21 protein-coding genes are annotated in these 21,305 nt (G+C 46.1%); 14 read left to right on the forward strand and 7 right to left on the reverse strand.

The features are described 5' to 3' along the window. Window positions 1-398: 398 nt before the first annotated feature. The 3 genes from ACSAZK_RS06630 to ACSAZK_RS06640 all read right to left on the reverse strand — a co-directional run bounded on the left by ACSAZK_RS06630 (window position 399) and on the right by ACSAZK_RS06640 (window position 2,686). Window positions 399-1,241, reverse strand: coding sequence for a class I SAM-dependent methyltransferase (locus ACSAZK_RS06630; protein ID WP_440956580.1), 843 nt, complete (start codon window positions 1,239-1,241; stop codon window positions 399-401). 371 nt (window positions 1,242-1,612) lie between these two features. After that, window positions 1,613-2,101 (reverse strand): hypothetical protein, encoded by a 489-nt coding sequence (locus ACSAZK_RS06635; RefSeq protein ID WP_440956581.1) that lies wholly within the window; start codon window positions 2,099-2,101, stop codon window positions 1,613-1,615. 129 nt (window positions 2,102-2,230) lie between these two features. Continuing rightward, a complete protein-coding gene (locus ACSAZK_RS06640; RefSeq protein WP_440956582.1) occupies window positions 2,231-2,686 on the reverse strand; it encodes a hypothetical protein in 456 nt (151 codons plus the stop codon). Window positions 2,687-2,894: 208 nt separating this feature from the next. On the opposite strand from ACSAZK_RS06640, the gene ACSAZK_RS06645 reads away from it, so the two are divergent. From ACSAZK_RS06645 to ACSAZK_RS06665, 5 genes are all read left to right on the forward strand, one after another. Next, on the forward strand, window positions 2,895-3,215 hold the full coding sequence (locus tag ACSAZK_RS06645; protein ID WP_048177822.1) for a DUF6951 family protein: 321 nt from the start codon (window positions 2,895-2,897) through the stop codon (window positions 3,213-3,215). Between the two features lie 243 nt (window positions 3,216-3,458). Further along, window positions 3,459-4,307, forward strand: a complete 849-nt coding sequence (locus tag ACSAZK_RS06650; RefSeq protein ID WP_440956583.1) for a universal stress protein — start codon at window positions 3,459-3,461, stop codon at window positions 4,305-4,307. Then, window positions 4,307-5,359 carry an ACR3 family arsenite efflux transporter gene (gene arsB / locus ACSAZK_RS06655; protein WP_440956584.1) on the forward strand — a complete coding sequence of 351 codons (1,053 nt, stop codon included), beginning with the start codon at window positions 4,307-4,309 and terminating at the stop codon, window positions 5,357-5,359. The genes ACSAZK_RS06650 and arsB overlap by 1 nt, the downstream gene beginning before the upstream one ends. 152 nt (window positions 5,360-5,511) lie before the next feature. Next, the gene (locus ACSAZK_RS06660; RefSeq protein WP_440956585.1) at window positions 5,512-5,832 is read left to right on the forward strand and encodes a DUF6951 family protein; all 321 of its coding nucleotides are present in this window, start codon (window positions 5,512-5,514) and stop codon (window positions 5,830-5,832) included. Between the two features lie 98 nt (window positions 5,833-5,930). Next, on the forward strand, window positions 5,931-6,308 hold the full coding sequence (locus ACSAZK_RS06665; protein WP_440956586.1) for an ArsR/SmtB family transcription factor: 378 nt from the start codon (window positions 5,931-5,933) through the stop codon (window positions 6,306-6,308). Window positions 6,309-6,379: 71 nt separating this feature from the next. On the opposite strand, the gene ACSAZK_RS06670 is transcribed toward ACSAZK_RS06665, so the two are convergent. Both ACSAZK_RS06670 and ACSAZK_RS06675 read right to left on the reverse strand, forming a co-directional pair. Then, the gene (locus ACSAZK_RS06670) at window positions 6,380-6,721 is read right to left on the reverse strand and encodes a carboxymuconolactone decarboxylase family protein (protein ID WP_440956587.1); all 342 of its coding nucleotides are present in this window, start codon (window positions 6,719-6,721) and stop codon (window positions 6,380-6,382) included. A gap of 143 nt (window positions 6,722-6,864) precedes the next feature. Beyond that, window positions 6,865-7,017, reverse strand: coding sequence for a hypothetical protein (locus tag ACSAZK_RS06675; protein WP_440956588.1), 153 nt, complete (start codon window positions 7,015-7,017; stop codon window positions 6,865-6,867). A gap of 192 nt (window positions 7,018-7,209) precedes the next feature. Here ACSAZK_RS06675 and ACSAZK_RS06680 point away from each other — a divergent pair, with 192 nt between their 5' ends. Further along, the gene (locus ACSAZK_RS06680; RefSeq protein WP_440956589.1) at window positions 7,210-7,545 is read left to right on the forward strand and encodes a 4Fe-4S binding protein; all 336 of its coding nucleotides are present in this window, start codon (window positions 7,210-7,212) and stop codon (window positions 7,543-7,545) included. 75 nt (window positions 7,546-7,620) lie between these two features. Here ACSAZK_RS06680 and ACSAZK_RS06685 read toward each other — a convergent pair whose 3' ends face one another. Next, window positions 7,621-8,157: an N-acetyltransferase family protein gene (locus ACSAZK_RS06685; protein WP_440956590.1), complete on the reverse strand. Its 537-nt coding sequence runs from the start codon at window positions 8,155-8,157 to the stop codon at window positions 7,621-7,623. Between the two features lie 310 nt (window positions 8,158-8,467). On the opposite strand from ACSAZK_RS06685, the gene ACSAZK_RS06690 reads away from it, so the two are divergent. The 8 genes from ACSAZK_RS06690 (at window position 8,468) to ACSAZK_RS06725 (ending at window position 20,645) form a co-directional block, all read left to right on the forward strand. After that, entirely contained in the window at window positions 8,468-9,265 is a 798-nt protein-coding gene (locus ACSAZK_RS06690) for a DUF1638 domain-containing protein (RefSeq protein ID WP_440956591.1), read from the forward strand. Between the two features lie 692 nt (window positions 9,266-9,957). After that, entirely contained in the window at window positions 9,958-11,883 is a 1,926-nt protein-coding gene (locus tag ACSAZK_RS06695; RefSeq protein ID WP_440956592.1) for a hydantoinase/oxoprolinase N-terminal domain-containing protein, read from the forward strand. Window positions 11,884-13,387: 1,504 nt separating this feature from the next. After that, a complete protein-coding gene (locus ACSAZK_RS06700) occupies window positions 13,388-15,121 on the forward strand; it encodes a DEAD/DEAH box helicase (RefSeq protein ID WP_440956593.1) in 1,734 nt (577 codons plus the stop codon). Window positions 15,122-15,428: 307 nt separating this feature from the next. Then, window positions 15,429-15,596: a hypothetical protein gene (locus ACSAZK_RS06705; RefSeq protein ID WP_156153661.1), complete on the forward strand. Its 168-nt coding sequence runs from the start codon at window positions 15,429-15,431 to the stop codon at window positions 15,594-15,596. Between the two features lie 212 nt (window positions 15,597-15,808). Continuing rightward, window positions 15,809-16,594 carry a hydroxyethylthiazole kinase gene (gene thiM, locus ACSAZK_RS06710; RefSeq protein ID WP_440956594.1) on the forward strand — a complete coding sequence of 262 codons (786 nt, stop codon included), beginning with the start codon at window positions 15,809-15,811 and terminating at the stop codon, window positions 16,592-16,594. 43 nt (window positions 16,595-16,637) lie between these two features. Continuing rightward, the gene (gene thiE, locus ACSAZK_RS06715; RefSeq protein WP_440957118.1) at window positions 16,638-17,294 is read left to right on the forward strand and encodes a thiamine phosphate synthase; all 657 of its coding nucleotides are present in this window, start codon (window positions 16,638-16,640) and stop codon (window positions 17,292-17,294) included. Between the two features lie 432 nt (window positions 17,295-17,726). Next, window positions 17,727-19,655: a hydantoinase/oxoprolinase family protein gene (locus ACSAZK_RS06720; RefSeq protein WP_440956595.1), complete on the forward strand. Its 1,929-nt coding sequence runs from the start codon at window positions 17,727-17,729 to the stop codon at window positions 19,653-19,655. Window positions 19,656-19,943: 288 nt separating this feature from the next. After that, window positions 19,944-20,645 carry a metallophosphoesterase family protein gene (locus ACSAZK_RS06725; protein ID WP_440956596.1) on the forward strand — a complete coding sequence of 234 codons (702 nt, stop codon included), beginning with the start codon at window positions 19,944-19,946 and terminating at the stop codon, window positions 20,643-20,645. Between the two features lie 85 nt (window positions 20,646-20,730). Here ACSAZK_RS06725 and ACSAZK_RS06730 read toward each other — a convergent pair whose 3' ends face one another. Further along, window positions 20,731-21,144 (reverse strand): putative zinc-binding protein, encoded by a 414-nt coding sequence (locus tag ACSAZK_RS06730; RefSeq protein ID WP_440956597.1) that lies wholly within the window; start codon window positions 21,142-21,144, stop codon window positions 20,731-20,733. Window positions 21,145-21,305: the final 161 nt, after the last annotated feature.

Consider the following 21,305-nt stretch of genomic DNA (forward strand, 5'->3'; position numbering starts at 1 on the left):
AAATTTAATATTACATAAACATTACTAAATAATCAAAAAGTATGTATAAAAAATAATAAAAAAGTAATCAAATTGTGTGCGACCGCCTCACCCTAAACAGGCGACCCGACAATTACTATTGGTAAGAATAAATTTTTTTTAATTTAAAGGCCTTAGTTCCTTATTTTTTACCTGTTTTTGCCCAGAAATGGGATTGTCAGATAGCCTCTGAATGTTGGGCATTCGTAACCCTCCACGTCCCCGATGTAATAAAGAAGAGAAGAATAGATCTGTTCATTCCTCTAACTTTTCTTCTCAATTTTCTATTCATTAACTACAGCTTAAAAAATATGTCTGCATGGTTCGTGATATGTGCCACGGGAATTGATGAAGTATTCTTTCATAGCCAAAAACTGAAATTATGCACCCTGGTCCACCTCCCACCAGAGCTTCACTCGCTTTGAATTTCCTGAAAGGACCATTTCACCTCCTTCTTCTTGCAGGACGGAGGAAAGGTATTCCCTGAGTATTTTTTCCTGGTCAGCTGTCTCAACACGGTATTCTTGTTTGAAGTCCTCGACAGCCGCATCAAGGTCGTGGAATACACGGGTATGCGGAAGCTGCAGGGTCTCCATGTTCGGGTAGATACCCATGTCATAGAGGACATGGAAAAGTACATCAGCCTTTGGACCGGAGCGGTACTCCTGACCGTGCAGGGCTGGCCAGAGGTCAATCATCCACTGTTCCCAGGGAGAACTTCCCAAAAACCAGTAGAGACAAACGCGCTTTGTTGCCAGCTTACACATCTTTTCCACGGCGGCACGGATGTCCGGCATCCCGAGGGAGTAGGAAGCAAATACGACGTCATAAAGCCCGGAAAGTTCTGAGGGATCAACGTCTTCCCACCGTTTTGCAACGACCTCCAGGTTCTCAACCCCTTCTTTGAAGGCGAACTCCTTCATGACCTCAACCATGCCTGCAGCAGGTTCCACAGCAGTCACGTGGGCACAGCGGGCGGCAAGGGGTACTGCAAGGGTTCCCGGGCCTGCTCCGACATCAAGAATCCTGGAAGCAGGACCTGCTCCCAGATCGGCAAAGACCCTGGCAACTCTTTGAGGGTTTTTGTTTGAACGCTCAAGGAATTCAAGGGCACGCTCCCGGGATTCCCATATTGATGCGCACTCCCCTTTCCCTCTTCTGGAAAGGTTCTGCTCATAGAGGTTTTTCCAGACCTCATTCCAGTCAATCTCGTCAATATTCATTCCTGTCTTCTCCTTCCTGACTATGTACAATTTGGCCGCTGGCCTGAACATTCTGCCATCCATATGCTGCCCTGGAAAATATGATGTGTACAGGGACAGGGGACATAATTCATACATTAAATAAAAAGATTCATACAAAATAATTTGCAATTATGTTTTAATTATTTATAACACATATCTATTTTACTAGTATTAGCAACTAATCACAAAAATAGGAAATTAAAGGTTACAACATATAAAAAAAGAAAAAAAATGAAGAAAGAAGAAGAAGAAGAAGAAAGGAAAGGAAAACAAAGAGAAGCAAGAGGAAGCAAGAGGAAGCAAAATTTAGGGCTCTTATAACAGCAGGATTTATCCGATGCCGGGGAAAATTATCCCTTCCTGCCGTTAACAAACAACTCCGTGAGATATCCCACGACTACCGATGTCCCCAGCATATAGGTAGCAAGCACGGCGGTATAGGTTATGCCAAAATAGTGAACCATCACAGGCAGAAGCGGAAGTTTTACGGCACGGGAATAGAGAAAAGTGCTGATAAAAGACGTCCTCATTCCACTTTTCCGGAGGTCCGAAAGAAGAGGGTACCACACATATATGGGACCTGAGCTAAGGATTCCTGTTCCGATTGAAAAAAACCAGCCTTTTATTCCCGCATGCTCTCCCAGATTCTTTTTTACCTTTTCGGGCTTCACGAAAAGTTCGAAAAGGAAGAGGAAAATGAAAACCAGAATAAGAATAGGGATCACTTGCAAAAGGATCGAGTAAGTCCCCTCCAGAGCTTCCCGGAACAATTGGGGAACCGTAAAATATACCGCAGTGTAGACTGCAGCCATCAGGGCCAGAAAGTAGTACTGTTTCATTTTACGACCCCTTTCTCTACAAGCTCTTCTTTCTCCACAGCCTCTTTCAACATAAGATCTCCAAAAATATCAAAGGCTTCCAGGCAAATCATAGTCTTCCAGGTGAATCACATCTTCCCAACCATCATCTCAAAATAAAGCCCCAATAATCTCCATGGTTACTACCACAAGTATGGCCAGGGGAATTGAAACGATAAAGCAGATCAAATTCCTTGTCAGGGCAAATTTTTTCCCTAGCAGGTCGATCTCGGCCGGAAGGTGGATAAACCCTACGGTAACCCAGCTCAGTAAAAATGCCGTTACCGCGACAAGAGAAACGCCTTCACTGAGAAGCTCCCCCCCTACGACATAACTGGTGATAGGGTTTCCTGCTGCAATACTTCCGATTATACCTCCCAGCAGAGGGTCGAGGAAGATGTTGCCGGAAAATATTTTCGAATAAGCGCCCTCAGGGACCGCAGCATTCAGGAGGCTGATAGCCGAGACTACTCCCAGCAGGACAGGAATACTCTGGTTTATCGCTTTCAGTGTTTTCCTGGAACTTTTATTCAGACGGGACCTGCTTTTAGAACTGATTATATGCATACCACCCTGGATTTTCCGGGATTTTAAGGTAAAACCCTTTCAATAGCTTATACAGGCAATTTTGATTCCCATTCTTAAAAGCTTAATTGAGAGCAATAAATTGAGAGCAATAATTCCTTTAAAGAAAAGAACCGATGATAAGGTACAACCAATCATGAAGTAAAAACCCTTAAACCATTTTCATTTCGAAAAACACGAAGGTGACCATTTGACAGAAGCAACGGTAAATTCCAGAATATGCGGGCATGTCCATAAAATAAAAGGGGAACTCAAAGGAGACAAAATCATCATCGACATCGAAACCCCCTGCAAAAACGTAAAAAAAATCTCCCACCTGGAAGTCCCGATGATGGAAATTATGAAAATAAAAGACAATTACGTAATGGAAAAAGCCCAGGAAGCAAACTGCGGCGCAAACTGCCTTGTACCCTGTGCGATAATTAACGTTTGCAAACTGGAAAGCGAATTTATTGCAAAATCCCTGGCAAAAAAAGCAGGAAGCATCGAGATAACGTTCGATGACTTATAAAGCAATTTTTAGAACGCTTTTTTGAAGCGCTTGTTCCTTTAGAAAACCTGTTCTTTTAGGACAATTATTCTTTTATTACTTTATTGCATCATGATATCAACAATAACAACATAAATTAGCATAGCATAATTATGAATTGGGGTCAGAAAAATCGGTGCTGAAAAAGAAGGTCTGTAAAAAAAAGGTCTATAAAATGACCTGACAAAGGGGGGTTGCAGAGCGCAGATTATAAATTCAGTACTTGTGCCAACGGATTTTACCATAGAAACCGAAGATTTGCTGGGCTGCATAGGGGAACTGAAAAACGCCGGGTTGAAGAAAGTGATCCTGCTCCATGTGGTTGATATCCTGCGGGATCAGGGGCTTGCCCCGATGTTCGAGCGAAACGCCCGGGAAAAGATCGAGGAATATGCAGACTTTGTCCGGGAACTTGAACTTGAAGCCGAAACCTTCGTTGTGGTAGGGGACATCAAAACGACGATTGTGGAGCTTGCCGAAAAAGAGGGTGTTGACTGCATAGTGATGGGGGCGACCACGAGAGGAATTATAAAAGGGAGACTTCTTGGCAGGACCACCGAATACATTGCCCGAAAATCAAAGCGGATGCTCCTCGTTGAAAAGTATGATGCTCTTAAAGAAGGTAAGGAAGTCTATGAAAAAGCCTGCAAGGCAACCTTTTTCCGGGTGCTCGTCCCCCTGGACTTTTCAAAAGAAGCCCTGAGAGCAGTAGAGCAACTTTCCGGGTTCTCCGGAATCACCAGGGAAGCCGTCCTGATACACGTAATAGACGATATCGAAGACCTGGACCTGCTGGACGAGCAAATAGAAAGAGCCCTGGAAGAACTGAAAAAGATAGGGGAACATCTCACAGGTATTGATATCCGGTACCGGGTAGTGGAGGGAGTCCCCTCGGAAGAGATCAACAGGCTCGCCGAAATAGAAGAAGTCACCCTTATAATGCTGACTGCTCGTGGAAAAGGGGGAATAAGGGAACTCCTGCTCGGGAGCACTGCAGAAAACGTGCTCAGGAAAACCACAAAACCTGTCCTTCTGATCCCCGCCGAGAAAGGATCCGGACCGGAGGCCGTATAATGCCGGAAGAGCAGGAAGAAAGGGAGCTTGACTTTTTCAGCAAATACCTCTCGGTCTGGGTTGCAATCTGCATTATCCTCGGGACTGCCGTAGGTTATGCATTTCCGGGGTTTGCGGATGCCCTGGGGAGGATTGAGATTGCAAACGTTTCAATCCCGGTAGCAATCGTGCTCCTGATCATGATGTATCCCATCATGCTGAAAATCAATTTTGAAGAAATCCTGAGCGTTGAAACAAAGCTCAAGCCTCTTGCCCTCACCCTTGTCGTAAACTGGGCAATCAAGCCTTTTACGATGGCTTTTGTTGCCTGGCTTTTTATGCGTGTATTCTTTTCGAACCTGATCCCTGACGACCTCCAGGCCCAGTACATTGCCGGCATGATCCTGCTGGGCCTTGCCCCATGCACGGCAATGGTGCTGGTTTGGACCTATCTTGCCCGGGCAAACATCAACTATGCCCTGATCCAGGTCTCCGTAAATGACCTGATCATCCTGGTTCTCTTTGCGCCCCTGGGAAAGTTCCTCCTGGGCGTGACAACGGACTTTCCCGTGCCTCTGATGACCATCTTTGTTTCGGTCCTCTTTTACGTGGCAATTCCCCTGGGGCTTGCAGTGCTTACACGGCAATTTGTAATCAGGAAAAAAGGCATTACCTGGTTTGAAAACCACCTGATAAGAAAGCTGGAATGGGTAACCCCGGCGGGGCTCCTGGTAACCCTCGTCCTGATCTTTGTCTTCCAGGGAGAAAACATCATAAATTACCCCCTGCACATACTGTTGATTGCAATCCCCCTTGTCCTGCAGACCTACCTGATTTTCTTTATTGGCTATGAAGGGGCAAAGTTTCTGAAAATTCCCTATATGGAAGCTGCCCCCTCCACTTTCATCGGCGCCAGCAACTTTTTTGAGCTGGCAGTGGCAGTAGCCCTGATCCTTTTCGGGATGGAATCCGGAGCTGCGCTTGCCACGGTCGTGGGGGTGCTTGTGGAAGTGCCCGTGATGCTCTCCCTGGTGAAGATAATGGACAGGAACAGGGAAAAATTCAGGTTTTGATTTAGAAAAAAGAACGTTGGAACGGTCAGAAAAATGATTAAATGTGGAGAAAAATAATAAAAAAGAAATAGAACCAGCAAGAAACTAAAAACACTGAAGAAAAAGATTTCAAAAAAAGTTTGCTAAACAAAAAAACATTCCAAGGTGACCATTTGACAGAAATTACCGTTAATTCCACACTCTGCGGTTTTGTCCACAAAATCCGTGGAAACATGAAAGGCAGCAAAATTATTGTGGACATCGAAACCCCCTGCGAAAAAATACAGAAATTTTCCCACATGGAAATTCCCATGATGGAAACAATGGACATCAAGGACAATTACGTGATGAATAAGGCAAAAGAGGCCCAGTGCTCCTCAAACTGCCTGGTGCCCTGTGCGGTGCTCAACCTCTGCAAGCTGGAAAGCGGGTTCGTGGCAAAATCCCTCGCAAAAAAAGCAGGAAGCATCGAGATCGTATTCGATGAAGTCTAAAAACAGGGAAATTTACCTCCCGTTTTAATTTTTCAAGAGGCATGTTTCCCCATAGTGAAGTAAAAATCCTTATTTAGTAAGCTTAACTTTTTTTACTTATGAACTACTGCTGCCCCGCGGACCCCGAAATGAAAAAAGAATGGGAAGAAAAAATGCTCGAAGAAATAGATTTCCTTGAAAACGACATAAGGAAAGGGAGCGAGGTATTCAGCGCACTTGGGCATCCGATAAGGTTGAAAATTGCCTACTTTCTTTCCCGGAGGGACCACTGCGTCTGCGAACTTATTTTTAAATTGAACGAGAGGCAGAACCTGGTCTCACACCACCTTACGATCATGAAAAACTGCGGGCTCATTGAACCCTATAACAGCTCAAAATGGCGGTTTTACAGGCTTAACCCCGAATTCAAGAGCGTTTTGAAGATTGTGAAACAAGTGCAGGGCAAAAAACCGGAAAAAAAACCTGGCAGACAATAGAACCAGCTAATAACCCGGAATAAAGTAGAAATGAAATTAGGGGAAAAATGAAGTTAGGGGACAGAAAGGTTTCAGTCATCACAGCAACAGCAGCAGTCCTCTTCTTCCTTATCCTTTTCAAAGATTTTGTCATATACGTTTTCCCCATATATGTTCGTCCACCCGATCTGAGACCCGGCAGCCACAAACATGGCAACTGAAATGGCTTCGGCGATCTCTCCCTTTGTAGCCCCTGCAGCAACAGCCCGCTGGGAGTGCACGTCAACGCAGAACTGGCAGCGCATGAGCACCGAGGAAGAAATGGCGATTAGTTCTTTTGTTTTGAGGTCAAGGAAACCGTCTTTGAATATGGAACCTCTCATCTGTCCAAAAGCTTCCTCTGTTTCAGGCAACATTTCATTCAGAAATGACATAATATTATCCTCCGATTTAGACAAAATATATTACTCAAAATTTACATTGAACCCGTTTCAATTTGAAGCAAAATTATTGAATGTTGATTTCTTGATGTTGAGTTATCATGAAAACGTTCAGGCTCAAGCAACACGCATGAATTTCAACGCCCCGGCTTTCGGCACAAAGTGCTGTTCCAGCGCATACTGCTGTCCTGAGATTCCGGCTTATGCGTGTACAGAAGGTCTTCTTCATCGGTTTCGGCACTTTTATCAGAATTTTCGTCATCCGGCACTGCTTCCTTTTCATCTTCCATATCTTATCCTCCTTCAACCATTGAATTTCTCGAAAAAACCGTAATAAATATTGGGAGAATCATATCTTAAAACTATGAGCCTGAAATCAAAAATAATTGATATGAAGAAGAATTGATATAAGGATAGTTCTTCAACAATGAGGACGCAACACAGCAAAAACAGTATTTCCAATGATTTTCCAATGGTGTATTATGGTTATTCATCCAGAGATGACTGACATGAAAACGCTTTCAATCCCAACCTGTTCCTGCTGCAGCGGGATAGACCAGAACAAAAAATACCTGACAGGCATCCGGAAAGACGGCAGTGAATGGATTCCCGCATTCATTGAATACGTGGACGCCGAAAAGTGTACAGGCTGCGGGAAATGCGTCCGCGTGTGCTCCGAGGGAGTATATGAACTTCAGGAGATTGACGGGAAAACAGTTGCCGTGCCTGTCAATGAGGGTAGATGCGTGGGCGACGGGGCCTGCCACAAAGTCTGTAAGCCTGGGGCCATGGTCTGCAAACCGAAAGCCATTGAATGAGTAAAACAGAAAGATGAGACTCCGAAAATAAGAAATTAGGTATATTTTCCCGGCCCTCTCAAGCCTGCTGCCCGCTCAAAGCCATGTCTGGCCAGGCCTGATCCAGCCCATGGGGATGTCTGCTTCCAGCCGCCCTGTTGTCCCATGAATCCTTTTTTCCATCCTTCCTTCAACTTTGAAACCGAAGCTTTCGTAAAACCCGATAGCTTTTTCATTGCTCTCCCTGGTAATCAGCTCAACTCTCAGGATTTCGGGATGCTTTTTTTCGATATCCCCCATCAGGGTGCCAAAGAGCAACTTCCCAATCCCTCTGCCCTGAAAGCCAGGGCGGACGACAATAGTCAGGTCGCTGAAAACGTGGGCAAATACCTTGCTTCCGGGAGTATAGGCATGGACTTCCGCAATGAGTTCTTTGGGATCCGAGGGATTATCAGCCACCAGGAGGACACCTGAAACAAGGCTTTTTTCCAGGAAATTCCGGACGTACCCTTCGGTGATTTCATCGGCTTCCCTTGCAATCCCACCGGAATTCAGTGCTACTTCCCGATACAGAGCCATAATTTTGTACAGATCAGCAAAGGTAGCACTTCTTACTTCATACACCGTTTTCATCAAAAATTGCCCCAATTATAGGTAACTCAAACTCAAAGTGCAAACTCAAAGTGCAAACGCTGCACAACTATGAAAAAGATGGATATATACATTTGGAAAGTAAGAATGAAACAGAGGAAAGATAGAAAGAAATGGGAGAGAGGAAAGAAGGAGATAAGAACTGATATATAAATTAGAGTATATATTGGGAATAGCTGATCTGGAAAAATTGGGGAGGCAAAACTGAGCAACGGATATCCGGAGGACAGATCCGGAAATTCCTGAATCCACCGATTCGTAGCCTCAGTTACCTGCCGGGGGAAGACGTTCCATGCCAGTAATGACCATAATCGGGTGCCGGATTTTTGAGGATGAGGTAGTGCACCTTATTGAAAAAGGGCCCGAACTCGAAGAAGTTATCGTTGTCGAAAATGAAAACAACGTCGGAGTAATCCGGAAACTGGAAGAGATAGGGGTTCCTCACAAGAGCCTGCCCCTGGAAAAAATCCCCAGGTTGTCCGAAAGAAAAAACAGCAGTGGATTCACACTCATCGTGATGCTGCTGGAATTTGCCCTGGATGGGGTGCCTGAGAAGCTCCGGGAAAAGGTCTACGAGACCATTGCAGAGATGCAGGAATATTCCGACGGGATCCTGCTCTTTTACGGGCTCTGCGGAAACGTGCTAGGTAGCATTGAAAAGGACTTCGCAGCATCGGAATGCCCGGTCTTCATCCTGAAGGACAGGGAGGGGTCGATGGTAGACGACTGCATAGGCGCAGTGCTCGGAGGCAGGGAAGGTTTTCTTTCAAAACTGGCATCCAACGGGGCAGGCACTTATTTCCTGACTCCTGTGGGGGCGGTTTACTGGAAAGAAATGCTGATAGCTTCCAGGGTCACACCAGAGCCCGAAAACGTGGAAATGACAAAAATGATCTTTGACATTTCGGGATACAGAAAAGTTGCACAAATAGACACCGGACTTTACTATGAACGGGAGTTTGAGGCAAAAGTCCGGGAATTTGCGGACCTGTACGGGTTCGAGATAATTAATATAAAGGGCAGTCCGGAACTGGTTGAGGAATGTTATAAGAAAGCCAGGAAAGAGGTCCTCAGAAGAAAAAAAGAGTAAAAACACAAAGGAAGCTTAGAAAAGAAGCATGGAAAGCAATGGCTGGTGTTGAGGACATCCGGCACTTAAGAGTCTGTAAAACCTGTTTTTTAACTTAAGTCGCAGCAAGAAATCCCCGCAGCAGCAGGCGGGGTTTGAAAATCGGAACCGAATTTTAATTCCTGATTGAGTTGTTATCTCATCCAAAAAACCAGGTAGTTGAGGAAAAAACCCGGGCTACTACCAACCATTTCAAGATTTTAAACCGGAATCCTGCAACCGGAATTTGCGGCCCTTTTCAGTATCGCCTTTTTTCATACAATTTATCCGGATAACATCAGACTGCGCGAAATTGCAGCATGCCTGTTTATGCAACAAGATACCTGCTGGTGTGAAAAAAATACTGGGAGAAAACTGCTGATGCGACATACCCCTGCATAAAATACCTGCTAGCATAATTCAGCTCCTGACCGGAGGTAGCTGTTAGCAGGACAGACCTGCAAAAGCCATACGACCCCCGAGGGAAAAATATATAAATGGAAGTTCTTTCAAAACTAAAATTAGTGAGCGATTGATAGCGATTTTTGAAAGTTAACAGTGACAAAATAAATTAGAAAAGTATATGTAAGGAGGGGAGTATTAACTTTCTTTACATATCCTATTCAGCACACAAGACACGAGAACAATAAAAAACAAAAAAGGAGCTATCACTCATGCACTACAGCCTTGGCATCGATGCAGGAGGTACCTATACCGACGCCGTTATCGTGAATAACAATGACGACACCGTTGTCGCCGCAAGTAAAGCGCTTACGACTTATCCGGACCCGCTCGAAGGGATCAAAAATGCAATTGACGGGCTGGATGAAGAGTATGTCAGGAACGTAAAGGTGGTATCTGTTTCCACAACCCTTTCCACCAACACCATCCTTGAAGGGACCGGTTTTCCCGTGGGGCTGGTCCTTGTCGGGAACTATGACATCAACCAGGAACTTCCGACCCCCCATTATGCCCAGGTAAAAGGAGGGCACGGGTACAACGGGAAAGAAGCCGAGCCCCTTGACCTGGAAGCCGTAAAGGAGTTTGCCCTGAATGTAAAAGACAGGGTCTCAGCTTTTGCAGTCTCATCCTACTTCAGCATTCGAAACCCCGAACATGAAGTTGCTGTAAAGAAATCCATCCTCGAACTGACGGGCCTCCCCGTGGTCTGCGCCCACGAACTTTCCCAGGACCTTGGGGCTTTTGAAAGAGCTGTGACCGCCTTCTTCAATGCGCAGCTGATCCCGATCTCCGAGAAATTCATGCAGACCGTGGGAAAGGAGATAGAAAACCGCGGCATGGACGCAAAAGTCCTCATGCTCAAGTGTGACGGGTCCGTCGTCGGAATCAAAAAAGCCCTCGAAAAACCCATCGAATCCATCTTTTCAGGCCCTGCAGGCAGCCTTGTAGGAGCCGCTTTCCTTAGCGGGAACAAGACCTGCGCCATGATCGATGTGGGAGGCACAAGTACGGACATCTCCCTGATCAAAAACGGAATCCCCGAGATGAGCGAAGAAGGAGCAGCCGTTGGCGGCTGGAAGACCAGGGTCAGGGCAATTAAGATGGAGACCTCGGCAATGGGTGGAGACAGCCACGTCTGGGTCAAAGAGAGAAAGATCACAATCGGTCCCCGCCGGGTAATCCCTCTCTGCAGGGCTGCGGTGCTTTACCCGGGCTTCCTGCAACAGCTTAAGACAAACCCGATACCCTCTAAAGGGATCCTGGGGGTCAACGTCCAGCCCACCAAGTTCTACATCAGGACAGGGTACAAACCCATCGAGATCAGCAAAGGGGAAAAGCAACTCCTGGACGTGATCAGCGAGACCCCCACATCAATTACCGAGATGTACACCCGCCTGGGCAAGAAATACCCTGCATCCTATATCCTGGACTCCCTGATCCAGAAACGCCTTATCCAGGCAATAGGCTTTACCCCCACCGACGCCCTGCACGTGCTCGGGGACTATTCCCAGTGGGAAACGGAAGCTTCCGAAATCGGTGCGGAAATGCTCGGAGCCCTGTCCGAGATGAGCAAGGAAGAATTTGCCCTGCACATTAAGAGAGAATTTGCCAAAAACATGGCTTCGGAACTGATCTCCTTCTTCCTGGAAGGCGTCGAGAAAACCGAGATCAGAAAGATCTTCGACATCGATTCCCCAACCAAATTCAAGGTTGAAATGCCTGTGGTCCTGATAGGAGGCCCTGTTTCCGCCTACCTGGACGAACTGAACAAAATCATTGATGCCGAAATCGTGGTCCCGGAATACTCAGATGTAGGAAACGCCGTCGGAGCCCTCGCCGCAAAAGGAGTACGCAGGGCTGAGATCCTGATCCGCCCGGTTTCCATGGCAGCTCCTGACATGGAATTCTTTGTATTCTCCGAAAAAGGCAGGGAAAGGTTCGAGCTCTACAACGACGCCCTCGACCACGCACACAGGCTCGGAGAACAGCTTATCCTGGACTACATGGCTGACTCGGGCATGGACCCGGAAAAGATCCAGATCGACATCAACAAAAAAGACATACTTCCGGCCGGCTGGCAGACCCCCATGGAAACAAAACTGGTCTTCCTCGGCACGGGAGACTACGCAAGCGCATAAATGCCCGGGCGTGTGAATATCCCAGCACTTAATGCACTACACCAGCACGTAATGCACAAGAAAGTATGCGTAAACGAGTGAACTACCCTTGAGCTAAAGGTCCGGGGGTTTTACACTCCATATATAAAAACAATATTTTTCCGGCAGCAATGCCGGAACTTTTTTTAATATACCCGAATTTCCGCAGATATCCTCTAGAGAATAATATTTTTATTGCTACCGTTTTTGGATAATTGCTCGAAAATCCTCAATTATTATCTCAACTGAACTTCGGCAAATAGAAGTCGGAAGCTTTCAATTAAGGCACAAAGCCTAAAATTTCAAAAACAAACATTTGAATAACCAGGATAGTTTTCAGAAAAAACGATATCTTGAGAAATATCTTGAGAAATTGTGAAAATTGAAAAGCCATATGGGGGAAGTGAGATATACGATTAAACCACAATAGAACTTTTATAAATTCATTTAATTCATATATTTTCACAACCCCCCAGGAATTAAAAGACAAAATTCCAATCCAAAAAAAACAGATACAATAGAAGGTTTTCCACCAGAATGATATATCGAAAAAAACGATCTTAAGAGTTAGAATCCAGAAGACATACGAAAAAGAATTTATATTGATAAGACTATTTTGATATATGAATAACTATACATTAGTTATACTCAGTTTTGTTTTTACCCTCTTAGCAATGATCTCGAATAATTATATACCGGAATTAGAAGGGGCATTTATTGCGGCAATTGTGTTCCTGCTCATGTATTCGATAAGTGAATTAAAAACAGACTAACACTCAAAGGTACCTGATATCCCGAAGGTACCCGGGGACAGGGGATTATTCGCATCAGATTCTGCAGAGGGGGACCCGCAGCAGGGTTTTAAGATTTTTTGCACCGGACTCTTCTATACGGACAAATCGGGTCTTCAGAAAGAGAATTTACTGCCCATTGACCCTGGATTTCCTGTTCACGGATATTCGGACAAAAAAGCCGTGACCGGTACCCGGGCAGGGATGGAGAACAATTATATACAGGTAACTCCTGTAGGAGATAGCTTATATTCGAATACAGGTTACCCCCGTACCTGTCTGCATCCAGGGGAAAAGTCAAAAGTAATAGCCGGAACTTATCCAAAAAACTCATATTTTTGCTGTTTAAGTTTTGTTAATACTGCTACTGAACTTTCCTGGTTTTAATCACTATTCACCGGGCCGTTGATATTAGATGTTTATACGGCTGCTTCATCAGGTATTCATGCCTGGAACCTTCAGCTGGATTTCATGCCTGGTTTTGATTGGGGCAAGTGGAAATCGGAAAAGAGCCTGTGAGAACCTGTCCTATGGAACAGGTGGTTCTAACTGTTACGGGAAAGACCTGTCGTAAGTTAGACTGCAGGGTATGCTTCAAAAGATGTCATAACCGGCAAAATTCGGAACCAGCATATTTGAAAGCGGAATCGCTATCAAATTCGGAATAAAAAATACTGTCAACTTAGAGTGAGTACATGGAAAAATTAGCAAAATTTAAGGAACTTGGACTTTCGAAAAGCACATTGAAAGCCCTGCAAAAGAAAGGTTTTGAAGAACCAACCCCTATTCAGGAAAAAATTATCCCTCTCTTCCTGGGAGGAGAATGTGACATTATCGGGCAGGCCCAGACAGGGACCGGTAAAACAGCAGCATTCGGGGCCCCCATTATTGAAAAAATTCCAGAAAAATCAGGAAAGGTCCAGGCAATAATCCTGACCCCTACCCGAGAACTGGCAATCCAGGTCTCGGAAGAACTCAACTCCCTTAAAGGAGAAAAGGACCTGCAGATCATACCGATCTACGGGGGACAGTCCATGAGCCGGCAGCTCCGGATGCTGAAGAGCGGAGTGGACATCGTTGTGGGAACCCCCGGAAGGGTCATTGACCACATCCAGCGAAAGAGCCTGAAACTTGACAACATTTCATACTTCGTTCTGGACGAAGCCGATGAGATGCTGAACATGGGTTTCATCGATGATGTGAAGGAAATCCTGAAGGCTTCAGGGCCTGAAAAAAGGATGCTCTTCTTTTCCGCAACAATGCCTAAACCGATCCTCGGCATTGCGCGGAAGTACATGCAAAACTACGAGCATGTTTCCGTAAGTAACATGGAAACTGTCACGGACCTGACCGAGCAGATCTATTTTGAAGTCAGGGAAGGCGATAAGTTCGAAGCTCTCTGCAGGATCATCGATATCGAAGAAGAGTTCTACGGACTGGTCTTTTGCCGGACAAAAAACGACACCACTCAGATTGCCCAGAAACTAGGGGACAGAGGCTATGCCGCCGATGCCCTTAACGGGGACATGAGCCAGCAGGAAAGAGAAAAGATCCTGAACCAGTTCAGGAAACAGAAGCTCAACATCCTGGTGGCAACCGACGTTGCAGCAAGGGGAATCGACATCATGGACCTGACCCATGTAATTAACTATACTCTTCCCCAGGACCCGGAGTCCTACGTGCACAGGATCGGAAGAACTGGCAGGGCAGGAAAACAGGGAACTGCAGTTACCTTTGTAACATCTAAGGAATACCGCAGACTGACTTACATAAAAAAGAGTGCGAAATCCCAGATAAAAAAAGGTATGCTCCCCGAAATAGAAGACGTTATAAAAGCCAGGAAAGCAAGGGTGAAAAACGACCTCGAAGCCATCATAAAAGAAGGTGGACACGAGGACTTCCTTGAGATGAGCAAAACCCTTCTGGAAGAATATCCAGAAGAAATGGTCCTGGCTTCCCTTTTGAAATACACTTTCAAGGACGCCTTCGACGAGAGCAATTATTCGGAAATCAACGGCAATTCCTATGTCGACAAAACAGGAAAAACCCGGCTTTTCATAGCCATGGGCAAAGCCGACGGCATGACTCCGACCAAGCTCTGCGATTTCATAAAGACCGAAGCCGGGGAAGAAGATATGAAAATAGGAGATATCGAGATCTTCCCCCACTTTTCCTTCGTATCCGTCCCATTCGCCCAGGCCGAAATCTTGCTGGGCATGTTTAAAAACAGGAAAAAGGGAAGAAAACCCTTTGTGGACATTGCCCAGGGAAAGAACAGGAAAAATGATAGGCCGAGAGGAAACTGGAAAAACAGAGATGGTGGAAAACAGGGAGAAGGCCGGAAACAAGGAGGAAACTGGAAAAACAGAGATGGTGGAAAACATGCCGGGAAACAAAAATTCAAAAAAGCAAGTAAAATCCCGGCCTGAGCTCTTATTGGCCTGACATCTCATTGGCCAGGCCTCTTTTAGCCAGACCTCCCATAATCCGGGTTTTCGGGGGTCACTTTGACCCCCCAATTAAGCCCTAATTTTAACCCCTACTTGACCTCAAAGTTAAATTCTAATTTTAACCTCTACTTGACCTCAAATTAAATTCTAATTTTAACCTCTACTTGACCTCAAATTAAATTCTAATTTTAACCTCTACTTGACCTCAAATTAAATTCTAATTTTAACCCCTATTTGACCTCAAAGTTAAATTTTAATTTTAACCTGAGGCCCCAGAAGGTTAATTATGAACGTACTTCCCTCAGATGTTCCGACTTCCCTTGAAAAGACATCTGTTGAAAGTGACCCAAAAATCAAAGTAAACACACTTAGAGTAAGGGATATTTCTGATGTGCCATCGAAAACATTAGTAGAGAAACAGCAGAAAGTTACATACGTTAGCAGGGTTAAGTGACGCTTAGCTCCCGGAAATAAAGACCCGGGTTTTACGCTTAGATTATAAGTATTATACGGCGATGTTGAAGATGGTAAATCGGAACCATTTATTCCAATTGCAATGGATGAATGCTTTTTAGAATTTTCTTTCAGGAACAACATGCTGTGGGATCTGGCACCCTGGCCGGATTACAGACTAAGAAGCGCTTAAAACGTTTATCGAGGAATATCATGAAAGACCCGCTAAAAACAATAAGGGAAACAAAACCCCTGATACATCATATCACTAACTGGGTAACCATTTACGACTGCGCAAATATGACAAGAGCGATCGGTGCCCTTCCTGTAATGGCTCATGCTCCCGAAGAATGTGCTGACATGACAAAGATCTCATCCGCTCTTGTGCTTAATATCGGGACCCTGACAGTTGAAATTATAGATTCTATGCTTCTCTCCGCTACTGCTGCAAATGAGAAGGGAATCCCGGTAGTACTCGATGCCGTAGGGGTCGGGGCTACGAAGTTCAGGGATGACATGGCTGCGAAAATCCTTGATTCCGTTCAGATTGATGTTATCAAAGGCAACTATTCCGAAATCGCAAAACTGGCAGGCGAAAACGCCGCAACAAAAGGAGTTGAAGCAACTTCAATAGACGCTGACCCCGGACAGGTTGCAAAAGGACTTGCAAAATCAAAATCATGCACCGTTGTGATGACAGGAAAAGCAGACATAATAAGTAATGGGGAAAAGACGTTTATTGTAAAGAACGGGCATGAGTTAATGGGGTCAATTGTCGGGACCGGATGCATAGCAGCATCAATAATTGCTTCATTTGCGGCAGTAAATCCTGATTATTGTGACGCGTCCAGGGATGCTCTGTGCTACTTTGGAGTTGCAGGAGAACTTGCAGCCGAAAAATCAAACGGTCCGGGAAGTTTCAAGGTGAATTTGTATGATGAGGCATTCAACCTCTCAGATGAAACCGTAAAAAATAAGATGAATTTTGAAGAATGTTAATCCCGGGTTAAAAGTATCCGGAGAATTTTAATCTTTGATAAAGATGAAATTTATGAACCAGAAAAAATTCCTGTTAGACGAGATTGACTTTTATCTTGTGACGGATTCCGAACTCTCAAGGAAAGGCACTTTAGCCGATGTAGGGGATGCAGTTGAATCAGGCTGTAAGATTATCCAGTACCGGGAGAAGAACAAAAACACAAAAGAAATGATCAACGAGGCATCCGAAATCAAGAAAATATGCAGAGATAATGCGATATTTCTGGTCAATGACAGAATTGATGTTGCTTTAGCGGCTGGCGCCGATGGGGTGCATATAGGCCAGGACGATATGCCAATTGATATTGCAAGAAAACTTCTTGGTGCCGAGAAGATAATTGGCCTTACCGTCCATAACAGGGGTGAGGCAATTGAAGCAGAAAAAAAAGGTGCTGATTATGTCGGACTTGGCCCTATATTCGATACTTCAACTAAAAAAGATGCAGGAAAGGGAATTGGCCCTGATAGGATAAGGGAAGTTAAAAATGCAATAAAAATCCCGGTGGTTGCTATCGGCGGAATAAACAAAGAGAACTGCGGAAATGTAATCGAAAGCGGGGCTGACAGCCTGGTTGCAATTTCTGCAATAGTATGCAGTGAGGATGTAAAAAGAGAAACACAAGATTTTATTGAGATCATCCTGAAGCATAAAACCCCATAAATCGAAGAATCGATGAAAAAACATGTTATACAGATAGTTTCAGGGATGAATTCGGACTTTTATTTTCTGAACTCTCTTTTTCACACTTAGTTCGGACCATCTCTGACCTCATTCACCCGGCTTATTCAAAGAGAGTACTCACCGTGTTCATTCGGCTTACTCACATGGCTAATTCACAGGGCATATTCCCCGCTTTTATTCGGCTTATTCACCAGGCTTATTCACCAGGCTTATTCACCAGGCAATACACCCGGATCAGCCTTACAGGGCTCATGATGCCGATTTTATAGTTCACAGTGAGAACCCGGATCCGTTACTTTTATTTATTTTTCGAGATACCTAAACTACCATAAAACTTTATTATCACAAAACTTTACACAACCAATATGCAGCAAGTATTCAAATAAAAACAGAGTCAAAAAGGAGTTTAATATGCAGTACAGCCTGGGCATTGACGCAGGAGGCACCTACACCGATGCGGTGCTTATAAGGGATTCTGACGGCGAGATTGTCGATTCCAATAAGGCACTCACCACCTATCCCGACCTCCTGACCGGCATAAAAAACGTAATTGATAGCCTGAAACCGGAGTACCTTGAACACGTAAAACTGGTTTCGGTTTCAACAACCCTTTCAACTAACACCATTCTCGAAGGGACCGGTTTTCCGGTAGCCCTGATTCTCATCGGGGACCACCCCCTTGAAAAGGAACTTCCGACAAAGCACGTACTTTTCGCCGGCGGCGGGCACAACCATAACGGAGAAGAAGTGTCTCCCCTGGACCTCAGCGCAATCGAGAAATTTGCCCTGCAGGTAAAAGATAAGGTCTCAGCGTTTGCCATCTCTTCTTACTTCAGCACCCGGAACCCCGAACATGAACTGAGAGCCAGGGACCGGGTCCTCGAGCTAACAGGCCTTCCTGCGGTCTGCGGGCACGAGCTCTCCCAGGAACTGGGGGCTTACGAAAGAGCTGTGACTGCTTTCCTGAACGCCCAGCTAATCCCCATAACCCGGCAGTTCGTGCAGTCCATTATAACGGACATCAAAGCCAGAGGAATTAACGCAAGACTCCTGATGCTCAAGTGTGACGGCTCGGTGCTGGGGATAAGGGACGCCCTGCAGAAGCCCATCGAGACCATCTTTTCCGGGCCTGCGGCAAGCCTTGTCGGGGCCTCCTACCTCTCAGGGCTTGAAAACTGCGCCGTGGTGGACGTGGGCGGGACAAGCACGGACATCTCCTCGATTTGCTCCGGCGTCCCGGACCTGAGCGATGAAGGAGCGGTTGTGGGTGGCTGGAAGACCCGGGTCAGGGCAATCCGCATGGAGACCACAGCCACGGGGGGGGACAGCCACGTCTGGACATGCAACAGGGAACTTTCTATTGGCCCGAGAAGGGTTGTGCCCCTCTGTGTGGCAGCGGTGCAATATCCGGAATTCCTGAATACCCTCAAAAGGACGCCCATCCCCCCCAGAGAAGACCTCTGCGAGAACATCCAGCCCACAAAGTTTTTCGTGCGCTCGGGCTACCCTGCAGGCGAACTCAGTAAAGCCGAAGCCGAAATCCTGGACGCAATAGGAAGCGAACCCTCATCCGTTCCGGAAATCGCCCTCCTGATCAAAAAAGACCCTATGCCCCAGGTCTTCGACTCCCTCATCCAGAAGAGGCTTGTCCAGGCAATCGCCTTTACCCCTACAGATGCCATGCACGTGCTTGGAGACTACACGGACTGGAACGAAGAAGCTTCCCGGGTAGGGGCCGAACGCCTTGCACGCCTCATGCGCATGACCCCACACGAGTTCTGCAGCGCAGTAAAGCACAGGGTCGCACGGAATATGACACTTCACCTGCTCTCATATATCCTTGAAGGAGTTCCGAAAAATTCCGTGGAAAAGATCCTTGACGGAGGCTTTCCCGCCCAGTTCAAACTGGACATCCCCGTAGTCCTGCTCGGAGGCCCGGTCCGGGCGTTTCGGGAAGAAATGAAAGGGGTCGTGGACGCCGACATCCTGGTCCCAAAACACGCCGAGGTAGGAAACGCCGTAGGAGCTCTTGTCGGAAAGGGCATCAAAAGAGTGGAAATCCTGATCCGGCCCAAAAGCCTCACGGAACCTGACAGAAACTTTCTGGTCTTCTCCCCCACGGGCCGCCTGAAGTTCGAAAGGTACGTCGAAGCCCTGGATACCGCAACCGAACTCGGGAAAAAACTGGTCACGGACTACATGAAAGACTGCGGCCTGAGCGGAAAACAGGTTGAAATCTCCGTTGAGAAAAAGACAATGTCCCCCGACGGCTGGACCCATCCCCCGATGGAAACAAAGCTGCTGGTTGTGGGAGTGGGAGTGAGGGGAATCAACATATAAAAATACCCCATTGCCCCCACTTACTTTTTTCCAATCTGATTTTCCAATCTGACTTTCCAATCTGACTTTCCAATCTGACTTTCCAATCTGACTTTCCAATCTGACTTTCCAATCTGATTTTTCCACACCTGAAGTCTCTAATAATCAGGCCCCCGATAACCAAACATCTAATATTTCTCTTTATTCAAACCTTTCACATCCATTACCCGCAGGGCTATGAAAATATATAAGATTAAACTGTTAACTAAATAGAAAACAGAATATATCATTAGAGAGGAGATAAAAAATATGAAACTCCTTTTAATCGCAGACATCCATGCCAACTACGAAGCCCTGCAGACCGTCCTCAAAGTCCCCCACGACCGCGTAATCTGCCTCGGGGACATCGTGGACTACGGGCCTGACCCTGACAAATGCATTGACCTCCTCCGGAAAGAAAAAATCCCCACAATCCGGGGCAACCACGACAACGCCGTTGCCTTCAAGATGGACTGTCAGTGCGGCTACAAGTACAAGCACCTCTCCATTGCGACCAGGGAATACACATGGGAAGTCCTTGACGAGAGCCAGATGGAGTACCTGCAAAAGCTCCCTCTCGTCCTCAAGGAAGAGATCGACGGGAAGAAGCTCTTTTTAACACATGCCAGCCCCCGTTCCATTTACGAGTACATAAAACCCGAAACCCCGGACGAAGATATCCAGGCAATGCTTGCAGAACCGATGGAGCCGGTAGATGCCGACATCCTCATAATCGGGCACTCCCACATCCCCCTTAACCGAAGACTCGGGGACCTAACCATAATCAACCCGGGCTCCGTGGGCCAGCCAAGAGACGGGGACACCCGGGCGGGCTGTGCGGTCTTTGATACCGAAACAGGAGAAGTCGAACTCATGCGCCTCGAATATGACATCGAAGCTGTTTGTGCAAAGATCGAAGAAAGGATGCCGAATGCCGACGAACTGACAGCAATCCTCAGAAGAGGAAGCTGAAAAAAAGCGGGAAAAGAAGTCTACAAGCTTTTCACAAGCTTTTTATTCCCCACTCATTTTTAAGACCACAAGGGAGAAAAGGCATTCACAGTTCCCGGATTGCCCTGATAATTTTTTCAACATATTCGTTTTTTATATCCGAAGGCCTGGTTTTTTCAATCCCGAGTTCCGTGACCATCAGAGAACAATCGGCCTGTAAACCTGCTTCCTCGAGCTTTTTCGTTGCGCAACGGTCCTCGCAGCCGTCCAGGGCAAGGACCCTGAAACCCTCAGAGAGCGCATCTTCGGCAGCATCAGCTCCCTTATGTGCAACCGCAGCTCTGTACACGTTAGGTCTCCTGAAAGCAAGGGTGCTGGCAGCCTGCATAGTGAGCTTTCCCGTATTCGAAAGCCCTGAACAGGCAAAAATAAGGATTCTCCCTTTTCCCCGGGAAGGTGCATCAGACCCATTCACAGTTCCGGATTGAGCTTCCAGATTATTTTTTTCCGTAGCTTCCATGATATTAAACCTCTGAAAAAGAGCTGTTTCAAAATATCTTGAAAAAGAATGTCTTCAAGAACTTATAACTTGCTATTTTTTGCAGCGCAGGAAAGTTCCAATTGTGACCTGCAAACCGGCCCTACTGGGGGAACAGGCTTGAATACGGAAGAGAAAGCCGA

This window comes from Methanosarcina sediminis (genome assembly GCF_052056915.1).
Classification (GTDB): domain Archaea; phylum Halobacteriota; class Methanosarcinia; order Methanosarcinales; family Methanosarcinaceae; genus MTP4.